19 protein-coding genes and 1 tRNA gene are annotated in these 22,161 nt (G+C 74.8%); 8 read left to right on the top strand and 12 right to left on the bottom strand.

What is annotated here, in order from left to right:
- The 4 genes from ACI796_RS05890 to ACI796_RS05875 all read right to left on the bottom strand — a co-directional run bounded on the left by ACI796_RS05890 (window position 1) and on the right by ACI796_RS05875 (window position 6,566).
- Window positions 1-3,804 (bottom strand): multifunctional oxoglutarate decarboxylase/oxoglutarate dehydrogenase thiamine pyrophosphate-binding subunit/dihydrolipoyllysine-residue succinyltransferase subunit, encoded by a 3,804-nt coding sequence (locus ACI796_RS05890; RefSeq protein WP_456940304.1) that lies wholly within the window; start codon window positions 3,802-3,804, stop codon window positions 1-3.
- Between the two features lie 178 nt (window positions 3,805-3,982).
- The gene (locus tag ACI796_RS05885) at window positions 3,983-4,789 is read right to left on the bottom strand and encodes an ankyrin repeat domain-containing protein (RefSeq protein WP_456940303.1); all 807 of its coding nucleotides are present in this window, start codon (window positions 4,787-4,789) and stop codon (window positions 3,983-3,985) included.
- Window positions 4,790-4,833: 44 nt separating this feature from the next.
- Window positions 4,834-5,598, bottom strand: a complete 765-nt coding sequence (locus tag ACI796_RS05880) for an ABC transporter permease (protein WP_456940302.1) — start codon at window positions 5,596-5,598, stop codon at window positions 4,834-4,836.
- Complete coding sequence (locus ACI796_RS05875) at window positions 5,595-6,566, bottom strand: ABC transporter ATP-binding protein (protein WP_456940301.1); 972 nt, start codon at window positions 6,564-6,566, stop codon at window positions 5,595-5,597. The genes ACI796_RS05880 and ACI796_RS05875 overlap by 4 nt, the downstream gene beginning before the upstream one ends.
- Before the next feature lie 201 nt (window positions 6,567-6,767).
- Between ACI796_RS05875 and ACI796_RS05870 the strand changes: the two genes are divergently transcribed.
- From ACI796_RS05870 to ACI796_RS05860, 3 genes are all read left to right on the top strand, one after another.
- Window positions 6,768-7,226, top strand: coding sequence for a universal stress protein (locus tag ACI796_RS05870; RefSeq protein WP_456940300.1), 459 nt, complete (start codon window positions 6,768-6,770; stop codon window positions 7,224-7,226).
- 13 nt (window positions 7,227-7,239) lie between these two features.
- Window positions 7,240-8,415: an adenylate/guanylate cyclase domain-containing protein gene (locus ACI796_RS05865; protein WP_456940299.1), complete on the top strand. Its 1,176-nt coding sequence runs from the start codon at window positions 7,240-7,242 to the stop codon at window positions 8,413-8,415.
- An 84-nt stretch (window positions 8,416-8,499) separates the two neighbouring features.
- Window positions 8,500-10,134, top strand: coding sequence for an ABC-F family ATP-binding cassette domain-containing protein (locus ACI796_RS05860; RefSeq protein WP_456940298.1), 1,635 nt, complete (start codon window positions 8,500-8,502; stop codon window positions 10,132-10,134).
- Between the two features lie 87 nt (window positions 10,135-10,221).
- Here ACI796_RS05860 and ACI796_RS05855 read toward each other — a convergent pair whose 3' ends face one another.
- The 3 genes from ACI796_RS05855 to ACI796_RS05845 are packed head-to-tail and all read right to left on the bottom strand — an operon-like array spanning window position 10,222 to window position 12,201.
- The gene (locus ACI796_RS05855; RefSeq protein WP_456940297.1) at window positions 10,222-10,764 is read right to left on the bottom strand and encodes an N-acetyltransferase family protein; all 543 of its coding nucleotides are present in this window, start codon (window positions 10,762-10,764) and stop codon (window positions 10,222-10,224) included.
- A gap of 2 nt (window positions 10,765-10,766) precedes the next feature.
- Window positions 10,767-11,855, bottom strand: coding sequence for an alpha/beta fold hydrolase (locus ACI796_RS05850; RefSeq protein WP_456940296.1), 1,089 nt, complete (start codon window positions 11,853-11,855; stop codon window positions 10,767-10,769).
- Window positions 11,776-12,201, bottom strand: a complete 426-nt coding sequence (locus tag ACI796_RS05845; RefSeq protein WP_456940295.1) for a hypothetical protein — start codon at window positions 12,199-12,201, stop codon at window positions 11,776-11,778. Before ACI796_RS05845 ends, ACI796_RS05850 begins: the two co-directional genes overlap by 80 nt.
- 118 nt (window positions 12,202-12,319) lie before the next feature.
- Here ACI796_RS05845 and ACI796_RS05840 point away from each other — a divergent pair, with 118 nt between their 5' ends.
- Window positions 12,320-13,090: an SDR family NAD(P)-dependent oxidoreductase gene (locus ACI796_RS05840; RefSeq protein WP_456940294.1), complete on the top strand. Its 771-nt coding sequence runs from the start codon at window positions 12,320-12,322 to the stop codon at window positions 13,088-13,090.
- 45 nt (window positions 13,091-13,135) lie between these two features.
- On the opposite strand, the gene ACI796_RS05835 is transcribed toward ACI796_RS05840, so the two are convergent.
- Window positions 13,136-14,029 carry an alpha/beta fold hydrolase gene (locus tag ACI796_RS05835; RefSeq protein WP_456940293.1) on the bottom strand — a complete coding sequence of 298 codons (894 nt, stop codon included), beginning with the start codon at window positions 14,027-14,029 and terminating at the stop codon, window positions 13,136-13,138.
- 80 nt (window positions 14,030-14,109) lie between these two features.
- A complete protein-coding gene (locus ACI796_RS05830; RefSeq protein WP_456940292.1) occupies window positions 14,110-15,261 on the bottom strand; it encodes an endo-1,4-beta-xylanase in 1,152 nt (383 codons plus the stop codon).
- A 168-nt stretch (window positions 15,262-15,429) separates the two neighbouring features.
- On the opposite strand from ACI796_RS05830, the gene ACI796_RS05825 reads away from it, so the two are divergent.
- The 4 genes from ACI796_RS05825 to ACI796_RS05810 all read left to right on the top strand — a co-directional run bounded on the left by ACI796_RS05825 (window position 15,430) and on the right by ACI796_RS05810 (window position 20,295).
- Entirely contained in the window at window positions 15,430-16,443 is a 1,014-nt protein-coding gene (locus tag ACI796_RS05825) for a LacI family DNA-binding transcriptional regulator (RefSeq protein ID WP_456940291.1), read from the top strand.
- Between the two features lie 188 nt (window positions 16,444-16,631).
- Window positions 16,632-17,327, top strand: a complete 696-nt coding sequence (locus tag ACI796_RS05820; RefSeq protein WP_456940290.1) for a polysaccharide deacetylase family protein — start codon at window positions 16,632-16,634, stop codon at window positions 17,325-17,327.
- Window positions 17,328-17,416: 89 nt separating this feature from the next.
- The gene (locus tag ACI796_RS05815; protein ID WP_456940289.1) at window positions 17,417-18,889 is read left to right on the top strand and encodes an AAA family ATPase; all 1,473 of its coding nucleotides are present in this window, start codon (window positions 17,417-17,419) and stop codon (window positions 18,887-18,889) included.
- 326 nt (window positions 18,890-19,215) lie between these two features.
- Window positions 19,216-20,295, top strand: a complete 1,080-nt coding sequence (locus ACI796_RS05810; protein WP_456940288.1) for a hypothetical protein — start codon at window positions 19,216-19,218, stop codon at window positions 20,293-20,295.
- A gap of 87 nt (window positions 20,296-20,382) precedes the next feature.
- On the opposite strand, the gene ACI796_RS05805 is transcribed toward ACI796_RS05810, so the two are convergent.
- From ACI796_RS05805 to ACI796_RS05795, 3 genes are all read right to left on the bottom strand, one after another.
- A tRNA-Arg gene (locus tag ACI796_RS05805) sits at window positions 20,383-20,454 on the bottom strand.
- A gap of 50 nt (window positions 20,455-20,504) precedes the next feature.
- Window positions 20,505-21,206: a DUF305 domain-containing protein gene (locus tag ACI796_RS05800; RefSeq protein ID WP_456940287.1), complete on the bottom strand. Its 702-nt coding sequence runs from the start codon at window positions 21,204-21,206 to the stop codon at window positions 20,505-20,507.
- A 7-nt stretch (window positions 21,207-21,213) separates the two neighbouring features.
- On the bottom strand, window positions 21,214-22,074 hold the full coding sequence (locus ACI796_RS05795) for a DUF3105 domain-containing protein (RefSeq protein WP_456940286.1): 861 nt from the start codon (window positions 22,072-22,074) through the stop codon (window positions 21,214-21,216).
- Window positions 22,075-22,161 lie beyond the last annotated feature (87 nt).

The following is a 22,161-nucleotide window of genomic DNA, read 5'->3' as shown; positions in this document are numbered from 1 at the left end:
TCAGTCGGCGAAGGCGCTCGCGACGAGCTCCTTCTGCTCCACCTCGTGGACCTTCGCCGAGCCGACCGCGGGGCTGGCCGAGGCCTTCCGGCTGACCCGCCGCAGCGTCCGGCCGCCGAGGTGCTCGGGGAGGTTGAGCGCCATGAACGACCAGGCGCCCATGTTCGCCGGCTCCTCCTGCACCCAGACGAGGTCCTGCGCGTTCGGGTAGCGGCCGACCGCCTCGGCGATCTGCTCGGCCGGCAGCGGGTAGAGCTGCTCGACCCGCAGGATCGCGGTGTCCGTGCGGCCCTCGTTCTCCCGCTGCGCGACCAGGTCGTAGGCGACCTTGCCGCTGCACAGCAGCACCCGGCGCACCGCGGCGTCGTCGAGCGGCTCGCCGCCGACACCGGGGTCGCCGAGCACCGGGCGGAAGCCCTCGTCGGTGAAGTCCGCGACCGGGCTGACCGCCGCCTTGGCCCGCAGCAGCGACTTCGGCGTGAACACGACCAGCGGCCGGTGCACGTCGGAGAGCGCCTGCCGGCGCAGCAGGTGGAAGTAGTTGCCCGGGGTCGAGCAGTTGGCGACGGTCATGTTGTTCTCGGCGCACAGCTGCAGGAACCGCTCGATGCGGCCGCTGGAGTGGTCCGGGCCCTGACCCTCGAGACCGTGCGGCAGCAGCATGGTCACGCCGGAACGCTGGCCCCACTTGGCCTCGCCCGAGGAGATGAACTCGTCGATGACCATCTGCGCGCCGTCGACGAAGTCGCCGAACTGGGCCTCCCAGAGGACCAGCGCCCTGGGGTTGGCCACCGAGTAGCCGTACTCGAACCCGAGGGCGGCGTACTCGGACAGCAGCGAGTCGTAGACGAAGAACTTCGCCTGGTCCTCGGCCAGGTGCGCCAGCGGCGTGTACTCGGCGGCGGTCTCCCGGTCGATGAGCACCGAGTGGCGCTGCACGAACGTGCCGCGGCGGGAGTCCTGACCGGCCAGCCGCACCGGGATGCCCTGCATGAGCAGCGACCCGAAGGCCAGCAGCTCGCCCATCGCCCAGTCGATGCCGCCCTCGCTGATCATCGCCGCGCGCCGCTCGAGCAGCCGCTTGAGCTTCGGGTGCGGGGTGAAGTCCGGCGGCAGCGAGACGTGCGCGTCGCCGATCGCCTTCATCACCTCGGGGGTGATGGCGGTGGCGACGGGGGAGACCTGCTGGGCCGGCTGGTCCATGACCGGCTGCGGCTTGGGGGTCTCGGTGACGTCGTGGGTCTCGGCGAAGGCCCGCTCCAGCTGGTCGCGGTAGTCCTTCAGCGCCTCCTCGGCCTCGGCCAGCGTGATGTCGCCGCGGCCGACCAGCGCCTCGGTGTACAGCTTCCGGACCGAGCGCTTGCGGTCGATGATGTCGTACATCAGCGGCTGGGTCATCGACGGGTCGTCGCCCTCGTTGTGCCCGCGGCGGCGGTAGCAGACCAGGTCGATGACGACGTCCTTCTTGAACGCCTGCCGGTACTCGACGGCCAGCCGGGCCACGCGGACGCACGCCTCGGGGTCGTCGCCGTTGACGTGGAAGACCGGCGCGTTGACCATCCGCGCGACGTCGGTCGAGTAGAGGCTCGAGCGCGCCGCGGCCGGGCTGGTGGTGAAGCCGACCTGGTTGTTGATGACCACGTGCACGGTGCCGCCGGTGCGGTAGCCGCGCAGCTGGGACAGGTTCAGCGTCTCCTGGACGACGCCCTGGCCGGCGAACGCGGAGTCGCCGTGCAGCAGGACCGGCAGGACGGTGAAGCCCTGCTCGCCCTTGTCGATCATGTCCTGCTTGGCGCGGGTGATGCCCTCGAGGACGGGGTTGACCGTCTCCAGGTGCGAGGGGTTGCTCGCCAGCGAGACGGCGATCTCGGCACCCGGCTTGAACGGGTTCTCGAAGGTGCCCTCGGCGCCGAGGTGGTACTTCACGTCGCCCGAACCCTGGACCGTGCCGGGGTCGATGTTGCCCTCGAACTCGCCGAAGATCTTCGAGTAGCTCTTGCCGAGGACGTTGGCCAGCACGTTGAGCCGGCCACGGTGGGCCATGCCGATCGCGACCTCGTCCAGGCCGTGGTCGGTGCCCGCGATGAGGACCTCGTCGAGGATCGGGATGACCGACTCGCCGCCCTCGAGGCTGAACCGCTTCTGGCCGACGTACTTGGTCTGCAGGAAGGTCTCGAACGCCTCAGCGGCGTTGAGCCGGCCGAGGATGTGCTTCTGCTTCTCCCGGTCGGGCTGCTCGGCCTTGAGCTCGATGCGCTTCTGCAGCCACTCGCGCTCCTCGGGGTCGGTGATGTGCATGTACTCCACGCCGACGGTGCGGCAGTAGGAGTTGCGCAGCACGCCGAGGATGTCGCGCAGCGGCATGACCTTCTCGCCGACGAACCCGCCGACGGGGAAGGGCCGGTCGAGGTCCCACAGCGTGAGGCCGTGCTGGAGGATGTCCAGGTCGGGGTGGCTGCGGACCTTGAACTCGAGCGGGTCGGTGTCGGCCATGAGGTGGCCGTTGCGCCGGTAGGACTCGATGACCTCGATGACCCGGGCTTCCTTGTCGATCTGCCCCTCGCGGCTGACCCGCACGTCCGGCATCCAGCGCACCGGCTCGTAGGGGAGGCGCAGCGACCGGAAGACCTCGTCGTAGAAGCCGTCCTCGCCGAGCAGCAGCTGGTGCAGCCGGCGCAGGAAGTCGCCGGACTCGGCGCCCTGGATGATCCGGTGGTCGTAGGTCGAGGTCAGCGTGATGATCTTCGAGACGCCGAGCTCGGTCAGCGCCTCGGGGCTCATCCCCTGGAACTCGGCCGGGTACTCCATCGCGCCGACGCCGATGATCGCGCCCTGGCCGGCGGTCAGCCGCGGCACCGAGTGGACGGTGCCGATCGTGCCCGGGTTGGTCAGGCTGATCGTCGTCCCGGAGAAGTCCTCGAGGGTCAGCTTGCCGGCGCGGGCGCGGCGGATGACGTCCTCGTAGGCGCCCCAGAACTGGGCGAAGTCCATCTGCTCGGCGGCCTTGATCGAGGCGACGACGAGCGAGCGGGAGCCGTCGGCCTTGGGCAGGTCGATGGCCAGGCCGAAGTTGACGTGCTCGGGCTGCACCAGGGTCGGCTTGCCGTCGACCTCGGCGAAGGCCGCGTTCATGTTCGGGAAGTCGTCCAGCGCCCGGACCAGCGCGTAGCCGATCAGGTGCGTGAAGGAGACCTTCCCGCCGCGCGAGCGCTTCAGGTGGTTGTTGATGACGATGCGGTTGTCGGCCAGCAGCTTGGCCGGCACCGCGCGCACGCTCGTCGCCGTCGGCACGGTGAGCGAGGCGTTCATGTTCTTGACGACGCTGGCGGCGGCGCCTCGCAGCGGCGTCCGCTTCGGGCCGTCGGCGGCGGGGGCGGGCTTCGCGGCGGCCGGGGCGGGCTTGGCCGGCGCGGTCTTCGCCGGCGCGGCCTTCTCCGTCCGGTCGGCGCGGTCGGCGGCCTGGTCGACCACGGTGGCCTCCGTGCGCTCGGGGACCGGGGTGGAGCGCGCCGGGGCCGGGGACGGCGCCACGGGGGCGGCGGTCGCGGGAGCCGAGGCGGCGGCGTCGGCGGCGGCCGGGCGCTCGGGGGAGGGCGCGGCGGCCGCGGGCGCCGGCTGGGCGGCGGCACCGTTGCCGGCTGCGGGGGCCGGCGCCTGCTCGCGGTCGTCGCTGGCGGCGACCGGGCTGCCCGGCCGGTAGTCGGCGAAGAACTCGTGCCAGGCCTGGTCCACGCTGGACGGGTCGGCGAGGTACTGCTGGTACATCTCCTCGACCAGCCACTCGTTGGTGCCGAAGCCCGCCACCGCGGAGGAGGACGAGGTGGCGGACGGCCGGGATGAGTTGTCGCGTGACACGGGGCGAGTGCCTTCTTCGTCGTCGGTGGACGTCGCTGGACCGGGGTTGGAGTCTACGCCCGTCCGGTTCTCCGGAACCGCCCGGAGCAGGCCGTCCGCGTCGCGGGAGCCGCTGGTCGGGGGCCGGTCAGTCGGCGGCGCCGGAGGCGACGAGCAGGTCGACGAGCGCGTCCCGGGCGCCCGCCTGACCTGCGTCGCGCCGGTGGCGGGCCGCCGCGATGCGGCTGATGTCGAGCGCGCTGGCGCCGTCGCTGGTGGTGGCGTTGACGTCCGCCCCGGCGGCCAGCAGCAGCCGCACGACCTCGGGCGCGTCGTCGCCCCGGCCGGCCTCGACGGCCTCGTGCAGCGCGGTGCGGCCGGTGTCGGGGTCCCGGCGGCCGACGGTAGCGCCGGCGTCGAGCAGGACGCGGACCAGGTCCGCCCGGCCGACGGCGGCCGCGGCGGCCAGCGCGCCGCCGTCGGGGTCGGCACCGCGGTCGAGCAGCAGGCGCAGCGTGCCCGGGGCGCCGCCGGCGGCGGCGAGCGTGAGCAGGTCCCAGCCGCCGGCGACGTCGGTCAGGGGCGCGCCGGCGTCGAGCTCGGCGGCGAGCCGGCCGGAGTCGTCGAGGTAGGCCGCGGCCGCGGCGTCGACGGCGGCGCCGAGCCCGGTGAGCACGGGGACCAGCTGCGGGGCGTGCTCGACGGCGACGTGCAGCGGCGTGCGGCCGGACTCGGTGCGCGCCCCCAGGTCGGCGCCGGCGTCGACCAGCACGCGCACGACGTCCTCCCGGCCCTGCGCGACGGCCAGGTGCAGCGGCGTCCAGCCGCCGTCGCCGGCGCGCTCGACCGTGCCGGTGAGCAGCCGCGGCGCCTCGGTGACGGCGCTGCGGACGGCCTCGGCGTCGCCGTCGGCCACGAGCCGGCCCAGGCGCTGCAGGGTCATGCGGGTGGTCATGCGAGGGGGACCTCTCGGTGCGGGTGCGGGGAGGCCGGCGCGGGCTAGCCGACGTCGCGGCGGACGGCCAGGAAGGTGCCGAGCAGCGCCGCCAGCAGACCGTATCCGAGCAGCAGCAGGCCGCCCTGCCACGGCTCCAGGAGGTCCGGGGCCTGGAAGTCGGAGGTGACCGCCTGCACCGCGCCGCCGGGCAGCCACTTGTACGCGCCCTGGATCGCGCCGATCGAGGAGATGATCGGCTCGGCCACGTACAGGTAGACCAGCGCGCCGACGATCGCGCCGACCTGGTTGCGCAGCAGCGCGCCGACGCCGACGCCGATGACCGCGAAGACGACGAGCACCAGCCCGGCCGCGCCCAGCGTCCGCAGGTTGTCCGCGTCCAGCGCCGGCGCCGCTCCGCGGGCACCGGCGTAGACCAGGACGACGACGGTGACGACGGCCAGCACGAGCAGCGCGAACGGGACCGCCGCGGCGGCGAAGGCGAGCAGCTTGCCGGCGACCACCCGCCCGCGGCGCGGGGTGGTGAGGAAGGTCGGCGTCGCGGTGCGGTGCCGGTACTCGGCGGTCATCCCGATGATGCCGAGGATCAGGAAGAACACGCTGGCGTTGGCCGCGACGGAGAAGACGACCTCCTCGTACTCCGGCGTCCCCACCGCGGGCAGCCCCGGCTGGCCGTCCTGCTCGACGCCGGCCAGGCCGGTGAACAGCGCGGCGAAGCCGCCGGCCATGAGGCAGGCGCCGGCCAGCAGGCCGATCCACACGCGCGTGGTGAACAGCTTGGTCCACTCGGCGCGCACCAACGCGGTCATCGGGCGGCTCCCTCGGCGGTCACGGCGGCCGGGTCGGCGGCGAACTGCTCCTGGCCGGCGGTGAGCCGGAAGTACAGGTCCTCGAGGCCGGTGGTCTCGGCGCGCAGCTCGTGCAGCTCCACCCCGGCGGCGAAGGCGCGGGCGCCGACGTCGGCCGGCGTCGTCCCGCGCACGGTGACCAGGCCGTCCTCGCCGCGGGTGGCGACGACGCCCGCCTCGGTGAGGACGGCGGCCAGCCGGTCGGCCTCGGGGCTGCGGGCCAGCACGCCGCCCCCGGACGCCCCGGCGCGCAGCTCGGCGATCGAGCCCTGCCGCACCAGCCGGCCGGCGCCGACGATGACCACGCGGTCGGCGGTCTGCTCGACCTCGGCGAGCAGGTGGCTGGAGACGAGGATCGTGCGCCCCTCGTCGTGGGCGAGGTGCCGCAGGAACCCGCGCAGCCAGAGGATGCCCTCGGGGTCCAGGCCGTTGGCCGGCTCGTCGAGCACGAGCACCGGCGGGTCGCCGAGCAGGGCGGTGGCCAGTGCCAGCCGCTGCCGCATGCCGAGGGAGTAGCCGCCGGCGCGGCGGCGCCCGGCGGCGGTCAGCCCGACCCGCTCGAGCACCTCGTCGGCGCGGGAGACGGGCAGACCGGCGGCGCGGCAGTACACGCGCAGGTGGTCGCGGCCGGAGCGGGCGGGGTGGAACGCGGTCTCCAGGACGGCACCGACGGTGCGCACCGGCTCCCGCAGGGCCGCGTAGGGCACGCCGTCGAAGGTCGCGGTGCCGGCGTCGGGCGTGACCAGCCCGAGCACCATCCGCAGCGTCGTCGTCTTGCCCGCGCCGTTGGGGCCGAGGAAGCCGGTCACCGAGCCCGGCTCCACGGTGAAGCCCAGGTCGGAGACGGCCCGCACCGTGCCGAAGGTCTTGCTCAGACCGGACACCTCGACCCGCACCGGTCCCGCGCGTCCGGGAGTCGCGCTGGTCATGGTCCTCCTCAGCCGTCGGTCCCCGTGCGGTCGCCATCCTGGCCCACGCCGGGGACGCTGCCGAGGTCGCGGGGGGACGGCGCGCCGTCCCGTCGTGCTCCGGCAACCCGCCGTCCACCAGCCGTTTCCCGCCGGCCCGATCGGGTGCCCGGCCCGTGACCGGCGGCACAGCGGCGCGGCGCGATCACTACAGTGCGCGCCGTGAGCGCCTATCGGACGGTCGTGGTCGGGACCGACGGCTCGGAGTCCTCGCTGCGCGCGGTCGCGCGGGCCGGTGCCCTCGCCGGCGCCTGCGGGGCGACCCTCGTCGTGGCCTGCGCCTACCTGCCCACCGAGGAGGACGACCGGGAGCTGTCCCGGGCCCGGGACGTGCTGGGGGAGGAGGCCTACCAGGTGGTGGGCTCGAACCCCGCCGAGGAGACCGTCCGGCAGGCCGGCGAGGTGGCGTCGGAGGCGGGCGCCGGCGACGTCCGCACGGTCGCCGTCCTCGGGTCCCCGGTGGAGGCGCTGCTCGACGTCGTCCGGCGCGAGGACGCCGACCTGCTGGTGGTCGGCAACCGCGGGCTCAACGGCATCCGGGGCCGGCTGCTGGGCTCGGTCCCGGCCGACGCCACGCGCCGCTCGGCCTGCGACGTGCTCGTCGTCCACACGACGGGCTGACCCGGGGGCGGACGTGGACCCCGGACCCGGCCCGGACCGCGACGCCGTCCGGGAGGCGCTGGAGCGGCTGCTGCTCGGCGGCCCGCGCCGGCTGACCCGGCTGCAGGTGGCCGCGGCGGCGGGCATGCCGCCCGAGCGCACCCAGCGGCTGTGGCGCGCGCTGGGCTTCCCGGACGTCGCCGACGACGACCCGGCCTTCACCCTCGCCGACGTGGGTGCGCTGGCCACCCTGTCGGCGCTCATCGACTCCGGCTTCGTCGACCCCGACACCGAGGCCTCCATCGCCCGGGCCACCGGCCAGGCGCTGTCGCGGCTGGCGGACTGGCAGACCGACCTGCTCGCCGACGTCCTCACCCGGCAGGCCCGCGAGCTCGGTCCCGAGGCCGTCGACCCGGTCGCCGCGGCCGAGGTGCTGCTGCCCCTGCTCGCCCGCACGCAGGACTACGTGTGGCGCCGGCACCTCGCGGCCAACATCGACCGGGTGCTGGCCACCGGCGAGCCCGGCGACCGCCGCGAGCTCGCCGTCGGCTTCGCCGACCTGGTCGGCTACACCACCCGCTCCCGCGGCATGGCCGGCCGCGAGCTCGGCGCGATGGTCGAGGCGTTCGAGGCGACCGCGACCGAGGTCATCGCCCGCTCGCACGGCCGGGTGGTCAAGACCGTCGGCGACGGCGTCCTCTACACCGCGGTCTCCGCCGTGGACGCGGTCGAGATCGGGCTGACCCTGCCCGAGGCCTGGGACGCCCCCGACCGGCCGCCGCTGCGGGTCGGCGCCGCCTACGGCACGGTGCTCACCCGGCTCGGCGACGTCTACTCGCCGGTGGTCAACCTGGCCAGCCGGCTGACCTCGGTGGCACACGCCGGGACGATGCTGGTCGACCGCGAGCTCGCCCGCCGCCTGCGCGGGCAGCCGCGGTACCGGGTGCGGCCGCTGCGCCGGGTGTCGGTGCGCGGCTACGACCACCTCCAGCCGTGGCTGGTCCGCCGCCGGCCGGAGGGGGAGGAGGACAACGCGCTCGAGGACATGCTCGACGACATGGCCGACGACGTCCTCGGCGAGGACCCCGACGAGGACGCCGGCGAGGACCCCGATGAGGACCTCGACGAGGACCACGACGAGGACCACGACGAGGACCACGGCGAGGACCACGGCGACGGGCCGGGCGACGGGAACGCGCGCGACGCCTGACCGGCCCGCGCGCTACGGTGGGTGCGTGCTGTGACCCCCGGAACGACGTCGACCCGACCGATCCGTCCTCCCGGGAGCACCTCCATGAGCGCCACCCTCCTCGCGCGCGGCCTGGCCGCCGGCCACGGCGCCCGCGTCCTCTTCTCCGGCCTCGACCTCGTCGTCGCGCCCGGTGACGTCGTGGGCCTGGTCGGCGTCAACGGCGCCGGCAAGTCCACGCTGCTGCGCACGCTGGCCGGTGAGCTGCCGGCCGGCTCCGGCTCGGTCACGCTGAGCCCGCCGACGGCCACCGTCGGGCACCTGCCGCAGGAGCGCGACCGCCGCGAGGGCGAGACCGTCGCCGCCGCGCTGGCCCGCCGCACCGGCGTCGCCGCCGCGCAGGCCGCGCTCGACGCCGCCACCGCCGACCTCGCCGAGGGCCGCCCCGGCGCCGACGACGCCTACGCCGAGGCGCTGGAGCGCTGGCTGGCCCTGGGCGGCGCCGACCTCGACGAGCGGCTCGAGCAGGTCCTCGCCGAGGTCGCCCCCGGTGTCGACCCGGACGCCGCGATGCCGGCGCTGTCCGGGGGCCAGGCGGCGCGGGTCGGGCTGGCCGCGCTGCTGCTGTCCCGCTACGACGTGCTGCTGCTCGACGAGCCGACCAACGACCTCGACCTGGCCGGGCTCGACCAGCTGGAGGCCTTCGTCGCCGGCACCCGCAGCGGCATCGTCGTCGTCAGCCACGACCGCGAGTTCCTCGCCCGCACCGTCACCCGCGTCGTCGAGCTCGACCTCGCCCAGCAGCTGGTGCGGGTGCACGACGGCGGCTACGACAGCTACCTGGTCGAGCGCGAGGTGGCCCGCCGGCACGCGCGCGAGGAGTACGAGGAGTACGCCGAGACGAAGGCCGAGCTGGAGGCCCGGGCGCGGATGCAGCGCAACTGGCTGGCCAAGGGCGTGCGCGACGCGGTCAAGAAGCAGAAGGACCCCGACAAGTTCATCAAGGCGCACAACCGGTCGACGGCGGAGAAGCAGGGCGCCAAGGCGAAGCAGACCGAGCGGCGGATCGAGCGGCTGGAGGTGGTCGAGGAGCCCCGCAAGGAGTGGGAGCTGCGGATGACCATCGCCGCCGCCCCGCGCGCCGGGGCCGTCGTCGCCACGCTGCGCGACGCCGTGGTGCGCCGCGGGGGCTTCACCCTCGGCCCGGTGAGCCTGCAGGTCGACTGGGGCGACCGGGTGGCGATCACCGGGCCCAACGGCGCCGGCAAGACGACGCTGCTCGGCGCGCTGCTGGGCCGGGTGCCGCTGGACTCCGGCGCGGCCTCGATGGGCCCGGCGGTGCGGCTCGGCGAGGTCGACCAGGCCCGCGGGCTGTTCACCGGCGACCGGCGGCTGCTCGACGCCTTCGCCGCCGAGGTGCCCGACTGGCCGACCGCCGAGGTGCGCACCCTGCTGGCCAAGTTCGGCCTCACCGCCGAGCACGTCCTGCGCCCGGCGGCCACCCTCTCGCCGGGGGAGCGGACCCGCGCGGCGCTGGCGCTGCTGCAGGCCCGCGGGGTGAACGTGCTCGTGCTCGACGAGCCGACCAACCACCTCGACCTGCCGGCGATCGAGCAGCTGGAGTCGGCGCTGGCCGCCTACCCGGGCACGCTGCTGCTGGTCACCCACGACCGCCGGATGCTCGAGGCGGTGGCCACCACCCGGCGGCTCACCGTCGACGGCGGCCGGGTCACGGGATGAAGGACCTCCCTGCCCCCCACTGCTCGCACGCTCGCAGCGGGGCCCTGCAGGGAGGCCGGAACAGCGGCAGGTGCTGCGCGCCGACCGTCAGCTGAGGTCCTGGCCCAGCGCCTCGTCCAGGCCGACGGTGGCCATGCCCGACCAGGTGTCGTCGACGTGGTGGGCCAGCACCATGAGGTCGCGCAGGTTCCCCTCGCGGTCCCGGACGTGGTCGCGCAGCAGCGCCTCCCCGGTGAAGCCCAGGTCGGTGAACAGCGCCAGCGCCGCGCCCTGCTCGGCGACGACCTCCACGACCAGCTTCGCCAGCCCGTCCCCGACCGCCGTCACCAGCGCCTGCCGGGCGAGCTGCCGGCCCAGGCCCTCGCCGCGCCGGGTGGGGGAGACGACCAGCCGCACCTCCCCGACGTGCGAGGACCAGCCGGGCAGCGGGCGCACCGCGACGTACCCGGCGACCTCGTCCCCGTCCAGCGCCACGAACCGCCGCCCGCCCGCGCTGCCCGACGCCCAGGACCGGACGACGTCGGGGTCGGTGACCTCCTCCTCGATGAAGGTCAGGTCGCCCTCGGGCAGGCTCCCGAAGAAGCGCAGCAGCGCGTCGCAGTGCGCCGACCCGAGCTCGACGACGTCCACGCTCAGTCCTCCCCGACCTCGTCGCTGCGCTTCCTCAGGAAGCCGATGATCTCCGGCACCGTGGTCTTCGCCGCCGTCCGGCCGACGACCAGGCCCATGTGCCCCGCGTTGAGCCGCAGCTCGTGCTTGTCCTCCGAGCCGACCAGGTCGATCAGCGGCGCGGTCGCGTCCGGCGGGACGATGTGGTCGCGGTCGGCGCGCACGGTGAGGAACGGCAGCCGGATGTCGGACAGGTGCACCGGGTCCCCGGCGACGGTCAGCCGGTCGGTGACCATCCCGTTGTCACGCACCAGCATCTGCACCGTCTCGCGGGCGGCCGCGCCGGGGAACGGGATGTGGTCGTCGGACCAGCCGGTCATCGCCTGGTAGGCCGCCACGTACTCGTCGTTCCAGAGGCGCTCCCACAGCGTCACGTACCGGGTGACCTCGGAGGTGGGGGTGAGGGTGCGGAACCCCTGGACGACGACCCGCGGCGGCACGTTGCCGTCCTCGTCGACCACGTCGTCGACGTCGAGGCCGCCGCGGAAGACGTCCGCCATCGGCCCCATCTGCGTGAAGTCGACCGGGGTGGCCAGCACGGTGAGGCTGCGGACCGGGGCGTCCGGGTGGTGGGCGGCGTAGAGCAGGGTCAGGTTGCCGCCGAAGCAGTAGCCGAACAGGTTGACCTCGTCGGCGCCGGACAGCTCGCGCACCCGTTCGACGGCGGCGGGGATGTAGTCGTCGACGTAGTCCTCGAGCCGGTTCTGCGCGTCCCGCGCGTCGGGCTCGCCCCAGTCGACCATGTAGACGTCGAACCCCGCGTCGAGCAGCTGCTCGACGAAGGAGTTCCCCGGCGTGAGGTCGAGGATGTAGCTGCGGCTGATCAGGCTGAACACGATCAGCAGCGGCGGCGAGTACCGGACCTTGTCGCTGCGGTAGTGCCACAGCTGGGTGCGGCCGCGCTCCCAGACGACGTCCTTGGGCGTCAGCCCCACGCCGGGCCGGTCGACGCCGGCGACGAGCTTGATGCCGTTACGCGCGCGGAGGGCGTTGCGCTCCACGTCGCGGCGGACGCGGTCGAGGACCGCCTGGGGACTGGGCACCGTCGGCATCGGCTTCCTCCGAGGTCGAGGGGGGCGGGACGTCCGCCGTCCGGGGACGGCGGCGCTCGTTGTCCAGCTGCACGGTCAGTCGCCGGACCTCGCGGTCAAGCGCGCCGACCTGGGCGCGCAGCCGGGCGAGATCGGTGCCGGCGGGCAGGTTGACCAGGTGCCAGGCGCGCGCGGAGACGCCGCGGGCGGTGTCCTTCGCCAGCGTCTGCGCGCGGCGCAGCAGGCCCACCCCGACGGCGAAGTACGGCGTGCGCACCAGGTTCTCCGCGTGCGGGGTCACCCGCTTCTCGGCGGCGTCGTACGCCTGCCGCCACAGCGGGGGCCCCGGCGGTGTCGGTGACGACATCGAGTTCCTCCTCAGCGGGACCGGCTACCCGCCGGGCCTCCTACCCGCCCGCGCGGTGATCTACCGCACAGCGCCGTTACGGTCCTGGGGACGGTGCGGCGCGGGAGAGGAGACCACGGTGGCGGACAGGACGATCCTGGACATGTTCCGGCTCGACGGGAAGGTGGCGATCATCACGGGGGCGTCGTCGGGGCTGGGCGTGGTGTTCGCCCGGGCGCTGGCCCAGGCCGGGGCGGACGTGGCGCTGGGCGCCCGCCGCGAGGACCGGATGGCCGCCACGAAGGAGGCCGTCGAGGCCGAGGGCCGGCGGGCGATCACCGTGCGCACCGACGTCGCCGAGGTGGAGGACTGCCAGGCGCTGGTCGACGCCACGATGGCCGAGTTCGGCCGGGTCGACGTCCTGGTCAACAACGCCGGCATCGGCACCGCGGTCCCGGCCACCCGGGAGAAGCCCGAGGAGTTCCGGTCGGTCATCGACGTCAACCTCAACGGCTGCTACTGGATGGCCCAGGCCTGCGGGCGGGTGATGAAGCCGGGCAGCTCCATCGTGAACATCTCCAGCATCCTGGGCCTGACCACCGCCGGGCTGCCGCAGGCCGCCTACGCGGCGAGCAAGGCCGGCCTCATCGGGCTGACCCGCGACCTCGCCCAGCAGTGGACCGGCCGCAAGGGCATCCGGGTCAACGCGCTGGCACCGGGCTTCTTCGCCTCGGAGATGACCGACCAGTACCCCGAGGGCTACCTCGACCAGCAGATGGGCCGGGTGCTGGCCGGCCGCGCCGGCGACCCGATGGAGCTCGCGGCCGCCCTGGTCTTCCTGGTCAGCGACGCCGGCGGCTACGTCACCGGGACGACGATCCCGGTGGAAGGCGGCATGCTCACCAGCTGACCGGGTCCCGGGGCCCCGCCCCGTGCGGCGGGGCCCCGGTCGCACTCAGCGGCCGTCCGCGCGCGCGGCGAGCTCGGTGATCCGGTCGACCAGCTGCGGCCACACCTCGCGCGGCAGGTCGTGGCCCATCCCGTCGACGACGAGCAGCTCGGCGCCGGGGATCGCGGCCGCCGTCGCCCGGCCGCCGGACACGTTGACCAGCGCGTCGTGCTCGCCGTGGACGACGAGGGTGGGGACGGCGACCCGTGCGAGGTCGGCGGTGCGGTCGGGGCTGGCCAGGATCGCGGCGAGCTGGCGGGCGACGCCGGCCGGGTTGTGGGCGCGGTCGAACGACAGCCCGGCCCGCTCCCGCAGCCCGTGCTCGTCGAACTCGAAGCCGGGGGAGCCGATGACCCGGTAGGTGTCGACCGCACGCTGCACGGCGCTCTCCCGGTCGGTGGCCGGCGGGGCGAGCAGGACGCCGATGGCGGCCTCGGCGGGCGCGCCGACGGCGGGGTCGCCCGTCGTCGACATGATCGAGGTGAGGCTGCGGACCCTCTCCGGGTGCCGGACGGCCAGCGACTGGGCGATCATCCCGCCCATCGAGGCGCCGACGACGTGGGCGCTGTCGATGCCCAGCGCGTCGAGGAGGGCGGCGGTGTCGTCGGCCATGTCGGCGAGGCGGTAGGGCACCTTCGAGTGGTCGCCGCCCATGACGGCGAGGACGTCGGGCGCCCCGGCGTCGTCGAGGTGGGTGGACAGGCCGATGTCCCGGTTGTCGAACCGGACGACGTACAGGCCGCGCTCGGCCAGCATCCGGCAGAACTCGTCGGGCCAGCCGATCATCTGCGTGGCCAGTCCCATGACCAGCAGCAGCGGCGGGTCCCCGGCCGAGCCGAAGGTCTCGTAGGCCAGCTCGACGTCGCCGGCGCGGGTGGTCTGCACCCCGGTGTGCTCCATGCTCCGCACGCTAGCCCCGGACGCGCGACCGCCCGGCACCGGACGGGACCGGTGCCGGGCGGCGCGAGGGGGCGGGACGGTCAGCGCTCGGTGACCTGCCGGCCGGGCCGGGCCTCGGCCAGCAGCTCCTGCAGGCGCTCGTAGGCCGGCTTGGGCGCGTACTCCTCGTCCATCACGGTCGCCTCGCCCTCGGCGGGGAAGAACACCGGCACCCAGGAGTACTTGTCGGTGAAGCCCCAGAGGGTGAAGGAGTTGCAGTCCTCGACGGCGAGGCACGCCTCCAGGGTCCGGCCGTAGTAGTCGGCCTGCTGCTCCAGCTGCCCGGCGGTGGGCTCGCCGCCGGGCGGCAGCACCATGCGGACGTCGAGCTCGGTGATGGCGGTCTCCAGGCCCAGGTCGTCGAAGCGCTGCAGGTTCCGCTGCAGGTCGCCCGGGAACCCGTACTGGATGCTCAGGTGCGCCTGTGCGGAGAAGCCGTCGACGGGCACGCCCTGGGCCTGCAGCTGCTGGATCAGCGCGTGGTAGGCGTTGCTCTTGGCGTTGACGCTCTCCACGCCGTAGTCGTTGAAGAACAGCTTGGCGTGCGGGTCGGCCTCGTGTGCCCAGCGGAAGGCGTCGGCGATGATCCCCGGGCCGAGCTCGCGGATCCAGATGTTCTCCTCGGTCCGGAGGTTCCCGGCCCCGTCGAAGATCTCGTTCGCGACGTCCCACTGCTGGATCTGGCCCTTGTAGCGGCCGACCACCGTCTGGATGTGCTCGCGCAGGATCTCGCGCAACTCCTCGGCCGAGAAGTCGCCCTGCTCCAGCCAGGCCGGGTTCTGGCTGTGCCACAGCAGCGTGTGGCCGCGCACGACCTGGTTGTTCTGGCGGGCGAAGGCGACGATCTCGTCGGCCGGCCCGAAGTTCCAGCGGTCGCGCTCGGGGTGGATGAACTCCCACTTCATCTGGTTCTCGGGCGACAGCGAGCTGAACTCCTCGCCCAGGATCTCGGTGTACTCCGCGTCGTCCGGGAACGGCGGGGGGTAGTCCATCGTCTCGTGGTGGCCGCCACCGGCGACGGCGCTGCCGATCACGAGGTCCTGCGGCGCGAGGCGGCGCAGGCTGTCCTGCTTGTCGTAACCGGGTGCGGCCGCGGTGCCCCCGCCCGTCGGCGCGGCCCAGGCCTGGGCGCCGGTGGACAGCAGGGCAGAGGCGGCGCACGTGGCGGCGGCCAGTCGGAGAACTCGCTTCACGGTGTCCCTCCAAGGACGTCCGGTGCGCGGGCACGGCCCTGTGGCCCGCGTCACTTCCGGAAGTTACCGGAACTCAACCGGTCATCCGCAAGGGGGGTGGGCGGAACGGGAGCGCCCGTGTTGGCCGCTCCACGGCCGTAGGCTGATCGTCGGCCCGGAGGAGGGGACGTGACGGACACCCAGCGCCATGCCGTGACGATCTCCGAGATCGCCGCGAAGGCCGGCGTGTCCGTGCCCACCGTCTCCCGGGTGCTCAACCACCGGTCCGACGTCGCGCCGCACACCCGGGAGCGGGTGGAGCGGCTGCTGCGCGAGCACGGCTACCAGCGCCGCGGCCCGCACCGGGAGGAGCGGGCGGGGCTGGTCGACCTGGTCTTCGACGACCTCGACAGCCCGTGGGCGCTGGAGGTCATCCGCGGCGTCGAGCAGGTCGCGCACGCCGCCGGGGTGGGCACCGTCGTCTCCGCCGTGCACCGGCGGCGCAGCTCGGCCCGGCAGTGGCTGGACAACGTCCGGGCGCGGGCCAGCGACGGCGTCATCCTGGTCACCACCGCGCTCGACCCGGACCTGCACACCGAGCTGCGCGGGCTGCACCTGCCGGCGGTCGTCGTCGACCCGGCCGGGCTGCCCGACCTCGACGTCCCCACGATCGGTGCGACCAACTGGGCCGGCGGGGTCGCCGCCACCGAGCACCTCACCGCCCTCGGCCACCGGCGGATCGCCCACGTCGCGGGCCGCCCGGGGCTGTGGTGCACCCGCGCGCGGCTGGACGGGTACCGGGCCGCGCTGGACGACGCGGGTCTGGCCGCGGACCCGCAGCTGGTCGTCCCCGGCGAGTTCGACTACGCCTCGGGCGCCCGGGCCGCCGCGCAGCTGCTCGAGCTGGCCGACCCGCCCACCGCGGTCTTCGCCGCCAGCGACCAGATGGCGCTCGGCGTCTACGAGGCGGTGCGCCGGCGGGGGCTGCGGGTCCCCGACGACGTGAGCGTCGTCGGCTTCGACGACCTGCCGCAGGCCGCGTGGTCCTCACCGCCGCTGACCACCGTGCACCAGCCCCTCGGGCAGATGGGGGAGCTGGCCGCCCGCACGGTGCTGCGGCTGGTCAACGGCGAGCGGCTCGAGGGACCGAAGGTCGAGTTGGCCACCCGGCTCGTCGTGCGCGACAGCACCGCGCTCCGCTGACCCGCCCCGCCCCGCCCCGCCCCGCCTCGCTGACCCGCCCCGCCGCGACTCGCCGTCCCGACCTCGCCGGACGCCTCCCACCGTCCGGCCGCGCTTGCTGATGGGTGTGACGGGTGCCACGCTCGGCCGGGTTCGTTTCCGGAAGTTCCCGGAAACGAGCCGCCCCCCGACCGTCGACAGGAGTTCCCGTGCGCCGTCCCGCCCGCCTGGTCCGCCTCGCCGTCCCCGTTCTCACCGCCGGTCTCCTCCTGGCCGCCGCGCCGCCGGCGCAGGCCGGGCAGCCCACGACCGACGTCGTGACGACGACCCGGCACGACGACCGGTCGGTCGCCCTGACCTTCGACGACGGGCCCAACCCGCCGGACACCTACCGCCTGCTCGAGGTCCTGCGCGAGCACCACGTGAAGGCGACGTTCTGCCTGTGGGGCGACCACGTCCGCGAGTACCCCGAGGTCGCCCGGGCGATCGCCCGCGACGGGCACACGCTGTGCAACCACACGATGCACCACGACGACATGGCCTCCTGGACGCCCGAGCAGGTCCGCGCCGACCTCGAGGCCACCTCGGCGGTCATCCGCGATGCGGTGCCCGGCGCCTCCATCCCGTTCTTCCGCGCGCCCTACGGCAGCTGGGGGCAGACGCCGGAGGTCGCCGCGGAGCTGGGCATGCAGCCGCTCGGCTGGGCGCTGGCCGTCGGCGACTGGGAGCCGCCGGGCACCGCCGAGCTGGTCCGCCGCGTCGTGGACGGGGTCACCCCGGGCGCCGTCGTCCTGGTGCACGACGGCGGCGGCGACCGCAGCCAGACCGTCGACGCCGTCGACCGGCTGGTCCCGCTGCTGCGCGAGCAGGGCTGGCGCTTCGACCGCCCGGCCAGGACCGCCTGAGCGCGAGCCGGCCCGGGTTTCCCGGCGACACGCCGGGCCGGCCGTCGCTACGCTCCGCCGCCACGTGGGTCGAGGAGAGCGGGGTCGCGGTGGCGGGAGCGTCGGAGGACGAGGTCAGGGAGTTCGCCGCGGGGCTTCGGTCCCTGCTCGACTGGCTGCAGCTGTCCGCGCACGGGACGGGCAACGAGGTCGTCGCGCTGGTGCAGCGGACGCTCGGCCCGGCCGGCCTCGGCCAGTCGGTCGTCGCCCGGGAGCTGCCGCCCTTCGAGCACGTCAACCTGCAGACCGCGCTCGACGCGTGGAGCGCCGCACCCGGGCGCTCCGTGGAGGTGCGCGGCGTCGTGCTCCCGCCGCACTACGTCGGCATCGACCTGCAGCAGCTGATGACCGGTGAGGCGCTGCCGCCGGTCCGGCTGAGCGCGCCCGCGGTGGTCGACCTGCCGAACGGGCCGGGGTCGACGCTGGCCTGCCTGCGCCTGGCGCTGCTGCTCGTCACCGACGACGACGGCCGCTACGTCCTGCTGGTGCAGGAGGCGGGGGAGCACCGGCCGACGATGAGCGTCGAGGTGGCCGGCCTGCCGGTGCAGCGGGCGCAGGCCGTCCTGGCCGAGCTCGACCGGCTGCGCCGCGAGCTCAACGTCTACCGGGGCCGGCTGGTGGAGGTCACCCCGACGCCGACGGGCCAGGTCGCGCTCACCTTCCTGGACCCGCCGGACCTCACCCGCGACGACGTCGTGCTGCCCGCGGCCGTCCTCGACCGCGTCGAGCGGCACGCCGTCGGGGTGGCCGGGCACCGCGCCGGCCTGCGGGCCGCCGGCCAGCACCTCAAGCGCGGGCTGCTGCTCTACGGCCCGCCGGGCACCGGCAAGACGCACACCGTCCGCTACCTGCTCGGCCGCATGGGCGACTACACCCGGCTGCTGCTCACCGGTCGCTCGCTCGGCGTCGTCGGCTCGGTCGCCGAGCTCGCCCGCGAGCTGCAGCCGGCCGTGGTGGTGCTCGAGGACGTCGACCTCGTCGCCGCCGACCGCTCCTTCGGCCCCGGCGGCAGCCCGGTCCTGTTCGACCTGCTCGACGCGATGGACGGCGCCGCGCCGGACGCCGACCTGCTGTTCGTGCTCACCACCAACCGGGCCGACCTGCTGGAGCCGGCGCTGGCGGCGCGCCCGGGCCGCATCGACGTCGCCGTCCAGGTCGACCTCCCCGACGCCGCGGCCCGCCGGCAGCTGCTGCTCCTCTACGGCCGGGCGGTGCCGTTGCGGCTGACCGACGACGACGTGACGCGCGCCGTCGACCGCAGCGAGGGCGTGACGGCGTCGTTCCTCAAGGAACTGCTGCGCCGCGCCGTGCTCGAGGCGCTGCACGAGCAGGACCCGCTCGTCGCGGTCACCGCGCAGCACCTCGACCGCGCCCTCGACGACCTGCTCGACTCCACCCAGCAGGTCACCCGCACCCTGCTCGGCGTGGGCGCCGAGGGTGCGGTGGCGGACGGCGGCGGCGCGCAGCCCGGCCTCGCGCCCGTGCACCTCGGAGGCGGCTACCGCCCCTTCCGCCCGCGCTGACCCGGGCTCCGGCGCGTCCCCGCCCCGGGGCGCACGGAACGGTTCCGGATCTGCCTCGTCACCGCTACTGTGCGTCGGGCCACCGCGACATCGCGTGGCGCAGGCACGGGGGCCGGCGTGATGGGGGACCTCGTGGGCATCACCGGTGACGGCTCGTGCGGGAACTGAGCCGACGGGCACTGTTCGGCTGGGCGGGGGCGTCCGTGCTCGCCGCCACCGGCTGCGGTGCGGGAGTGCGTTCCTTCACGGCGGCCACGGAGAGGGCGTCCGCGCCCGCCACGTCGGCTCCTCCGCGTCCCGGACCCCCGCCGGCCAGGGCACCCGCGGTGCGGCTGATCGGCGACGGGTCGACGGCCGACACCGGACCGCAGCCCCACCAGCCGGTCCCGTGGCGGCTGTCGCCCGGCGAGCGCCCGCCCCAGTTCGTCGTCTTCTCCTGGGACGGCGCGGCCAACCTGTCCACCGGTCAGTTCCCCCGGTTCCGGCGGCTGGCGCAGGAGCTCGGCGCGTCAATGACCTTCTTCCTCACGGGGCTGTACGCGCTGCCGGCCGACCAGCGGATGCAGTACGCCCCGCCGCGGCACCCGGTCGGCTCCTCCGACATCGGCTTCCTCTCGACCCAGGAGGTGCTCGACACCGTGGCCGAGGTCCGCCTCGCCTGGCTGGACGGGCACGAGATCGGCACCCACTTCAACGGCCACTTCTGCGGTGAGACCGGCGTCCGGCTGTGGTCCCCGGAGGACTGGACCAGCGAGATCACCCAGGCCAAGCGGTTCGTGCAGACCTGGAAGACCACCACCGGCCGCAGCGACCTGCCGCCGCTCCCCTTCGACTACGACGTCGAGCTGATCGGGGGCCGCACCCCGTGCCTGGAGGGCCAGGACGGGCTGCTGCCCGCCGCCGGGGCGCTGGGGTGGCGGTACGACGCCAGCTCACCCGGCGGGCAGCAGGTCTGGCCCGGGAAGAAGCTCGGCCTCTGGGACTTCCCGCTGCCGTCGGTGCCCTTCCCGGGCACCGATCCGGGCTCGAGCGGCAGCGTGCTCGCCATGGACTACAACGTCATGTACCGGCAGACCCAGGGCGACGTGTCCGGCGACCCGGCGATGTACGGCACCTGGCGGCAGCAGGCCCGGGACGCCTACCTGGCCGGGTTCGAGCGGGCCTACACGACCAACCGCGCGCCGTTCTTCGTCGGCAACCACTTCGAGCAGTGGAACGGCGGGATCTACATGGACGCCGTGGAGGACGCCCTGCGGGCCGTCGCCGGCCGGCCCGAGGTGCGGCTGGTGTCCTTCCGCCAGCTGGTCGACTGGCTGGACGCCCAGGACCCCGCCGTCCTCGACCGGCTGCGGACCCTGCCCGTGGGCACGGCTCCGGCCGGCGGCTGGGAGACCTTCCTGGCCTGAGCCCGTCCCCGGCGTCCACCGGAGTGGACCGGGCCCGGACACGACGGAGGCCCCGCAGCGACTCGCTGCGGGGCCTCCGACCCGGTGTGCCCCCGGCAGGATTCGAACCTGCGCACCCGCCTCCGGAGGGCGGTGCTCTATCCCCTGAGCTACGGGGGCTCGGGGCAGGGGAGAAGTTACCAGCCCTCCCCGCCCGTCCCGGCGGCGGGTCAGGGCGCCGGCAGCGGCGTCCCGCCCCGCGCGGTCAGCATGCCGACCATCGTCGTCACCTCGGCGGTCTGCGTCTCGGCGATCGAGCGGGCCAGCCTCCGCACGGCCGGCTCGGCGGCGTTCTCCGCGGCGTACTGCGCCATGTCGAAGCCGCCCTGGTGGTGGCGGATCATCAGCCGCAGGAACTCGACGTCGAACGCCGGCCCCGACAGCGACCGCAGGGCGGCGAGCTCGTCCTCGGTGGCCATGCCGGGCATCAGCGCGCCGCCTGAACCGGACGTCGAGGACGTGTCGTGGCCGGCGTGCCCGCCGCCCATCCACGCCATGTGCTCACCGCCGGAGCGGGGGAGACCCCACAGCGCGAGCCAGCCCTCCATCTGCCCGGCCTGGTTGGTCTGGGTGCTGGAGATGTCGAAGGCGATCTGCCGGATCTCGGGGTCGGTGCTGCGCTCGAGGGCCAGGTTGGCCATCTCCACGCCCTGCCGGTGGTGCACCGCCATGTCCCGCGAGAAGCCGGCGTCGACGGAGTCCGCCGTCGGCGTCGCCTCCTGCCCGATGCCGAGCCCCACCGCCAGCCCGCCGCCGAGCGCGACCAGCGCGACGGCGATGACGGCCAGGAGCGCGGCCCGCAGGCCGCGGCCGCGCGGGCGGGGGGCCGGCGCGGGGGTCTCCTGCCCGGGGCGGACGGCGGTGGCGGTCACGGCGCGGTCACTCCGTCGGGGACTCGGTGGAGCCGTCGGCACCCATGGTCGGCGTGGTCGGCGCGTCGGTGGTCGCGCCCGCGCCGCGGCTCGCGTCGCCGACGACGAGCGGGTCGCTGATGAAGGTCGGGTTCTCGCAGCTGGCGCCGACCTCGGGGTAGGCGCCCTCGACCTCGGAGTTGAAGGTGAGGAAGTCGGCGAACTGCTCGATCCGCGGGTCGTCGACGGAGTCGACCTTCAGCTGGTGGTTCCAGGACTGCAGGCTGACCGCGGAGTCCAGGCCGGCGTAGGGCGACAGCAGCCGGCCGGAGACGCCGTCGACCAGCTCGGCGAGCTTCTCGACGTCGTCGCCTGTGACCGCGTCCGGGTCGTACGTGATCCACACGGCGCCGTGCTCCATCGAGTGGACGGCGTTCTCGTGCCGGATGTCGACGTCGTAGACGGTGCCGGTGCAGTCGGCCCACTCGCCGTCGTGCGGCCCGCCGACCGGCGGCGTCTGCTCGTACTCCACCGGGGTGGTGACGTGCTCCTGGCCGGCGGCGTAGTCGAAGCTCTGGATGCCGGAGATCTCGTCGAGGGCGTCGATCTCCGCGGCGTCGGACTGCCGCACCTGGACGACGGCGTAGGTGATGGCCGCGGCGGCGAACACCACGACGGCGACGGCGGCGGCGATCAGGCCCCACGGCCGCTGCTGCGTCACCACCTGCGTCGGCGGGCGGGTGCGACCGCGGCCCCCCGGGCGGCCGGCGGGCGGGCGGGCCGACGACCCGCTGCCCGACTTCGCCGTCGACACCGGACGTGCGCCGGACCCGGACCGGCTCGACCCGCCTCCGGCGCGGCCGGCCTCGGGCTTGCGGTCCTTCGCCACGTGCTCTCCTCAGTGATCGTCGAGTGGTGCGTCCGCCGGTCGTGGCGCACGATGGGCGCTCCGGCGCGGCAGGCCTCGCGCCTGCCC

This window comes from Geodermatophilus sp. SYSU D00525 (assembly GCF_054050475.1).
Note: the sequence above shows the minus strand (reverse complement) of the source record. Positions and strands in the feature narration are given on the sequence as shown.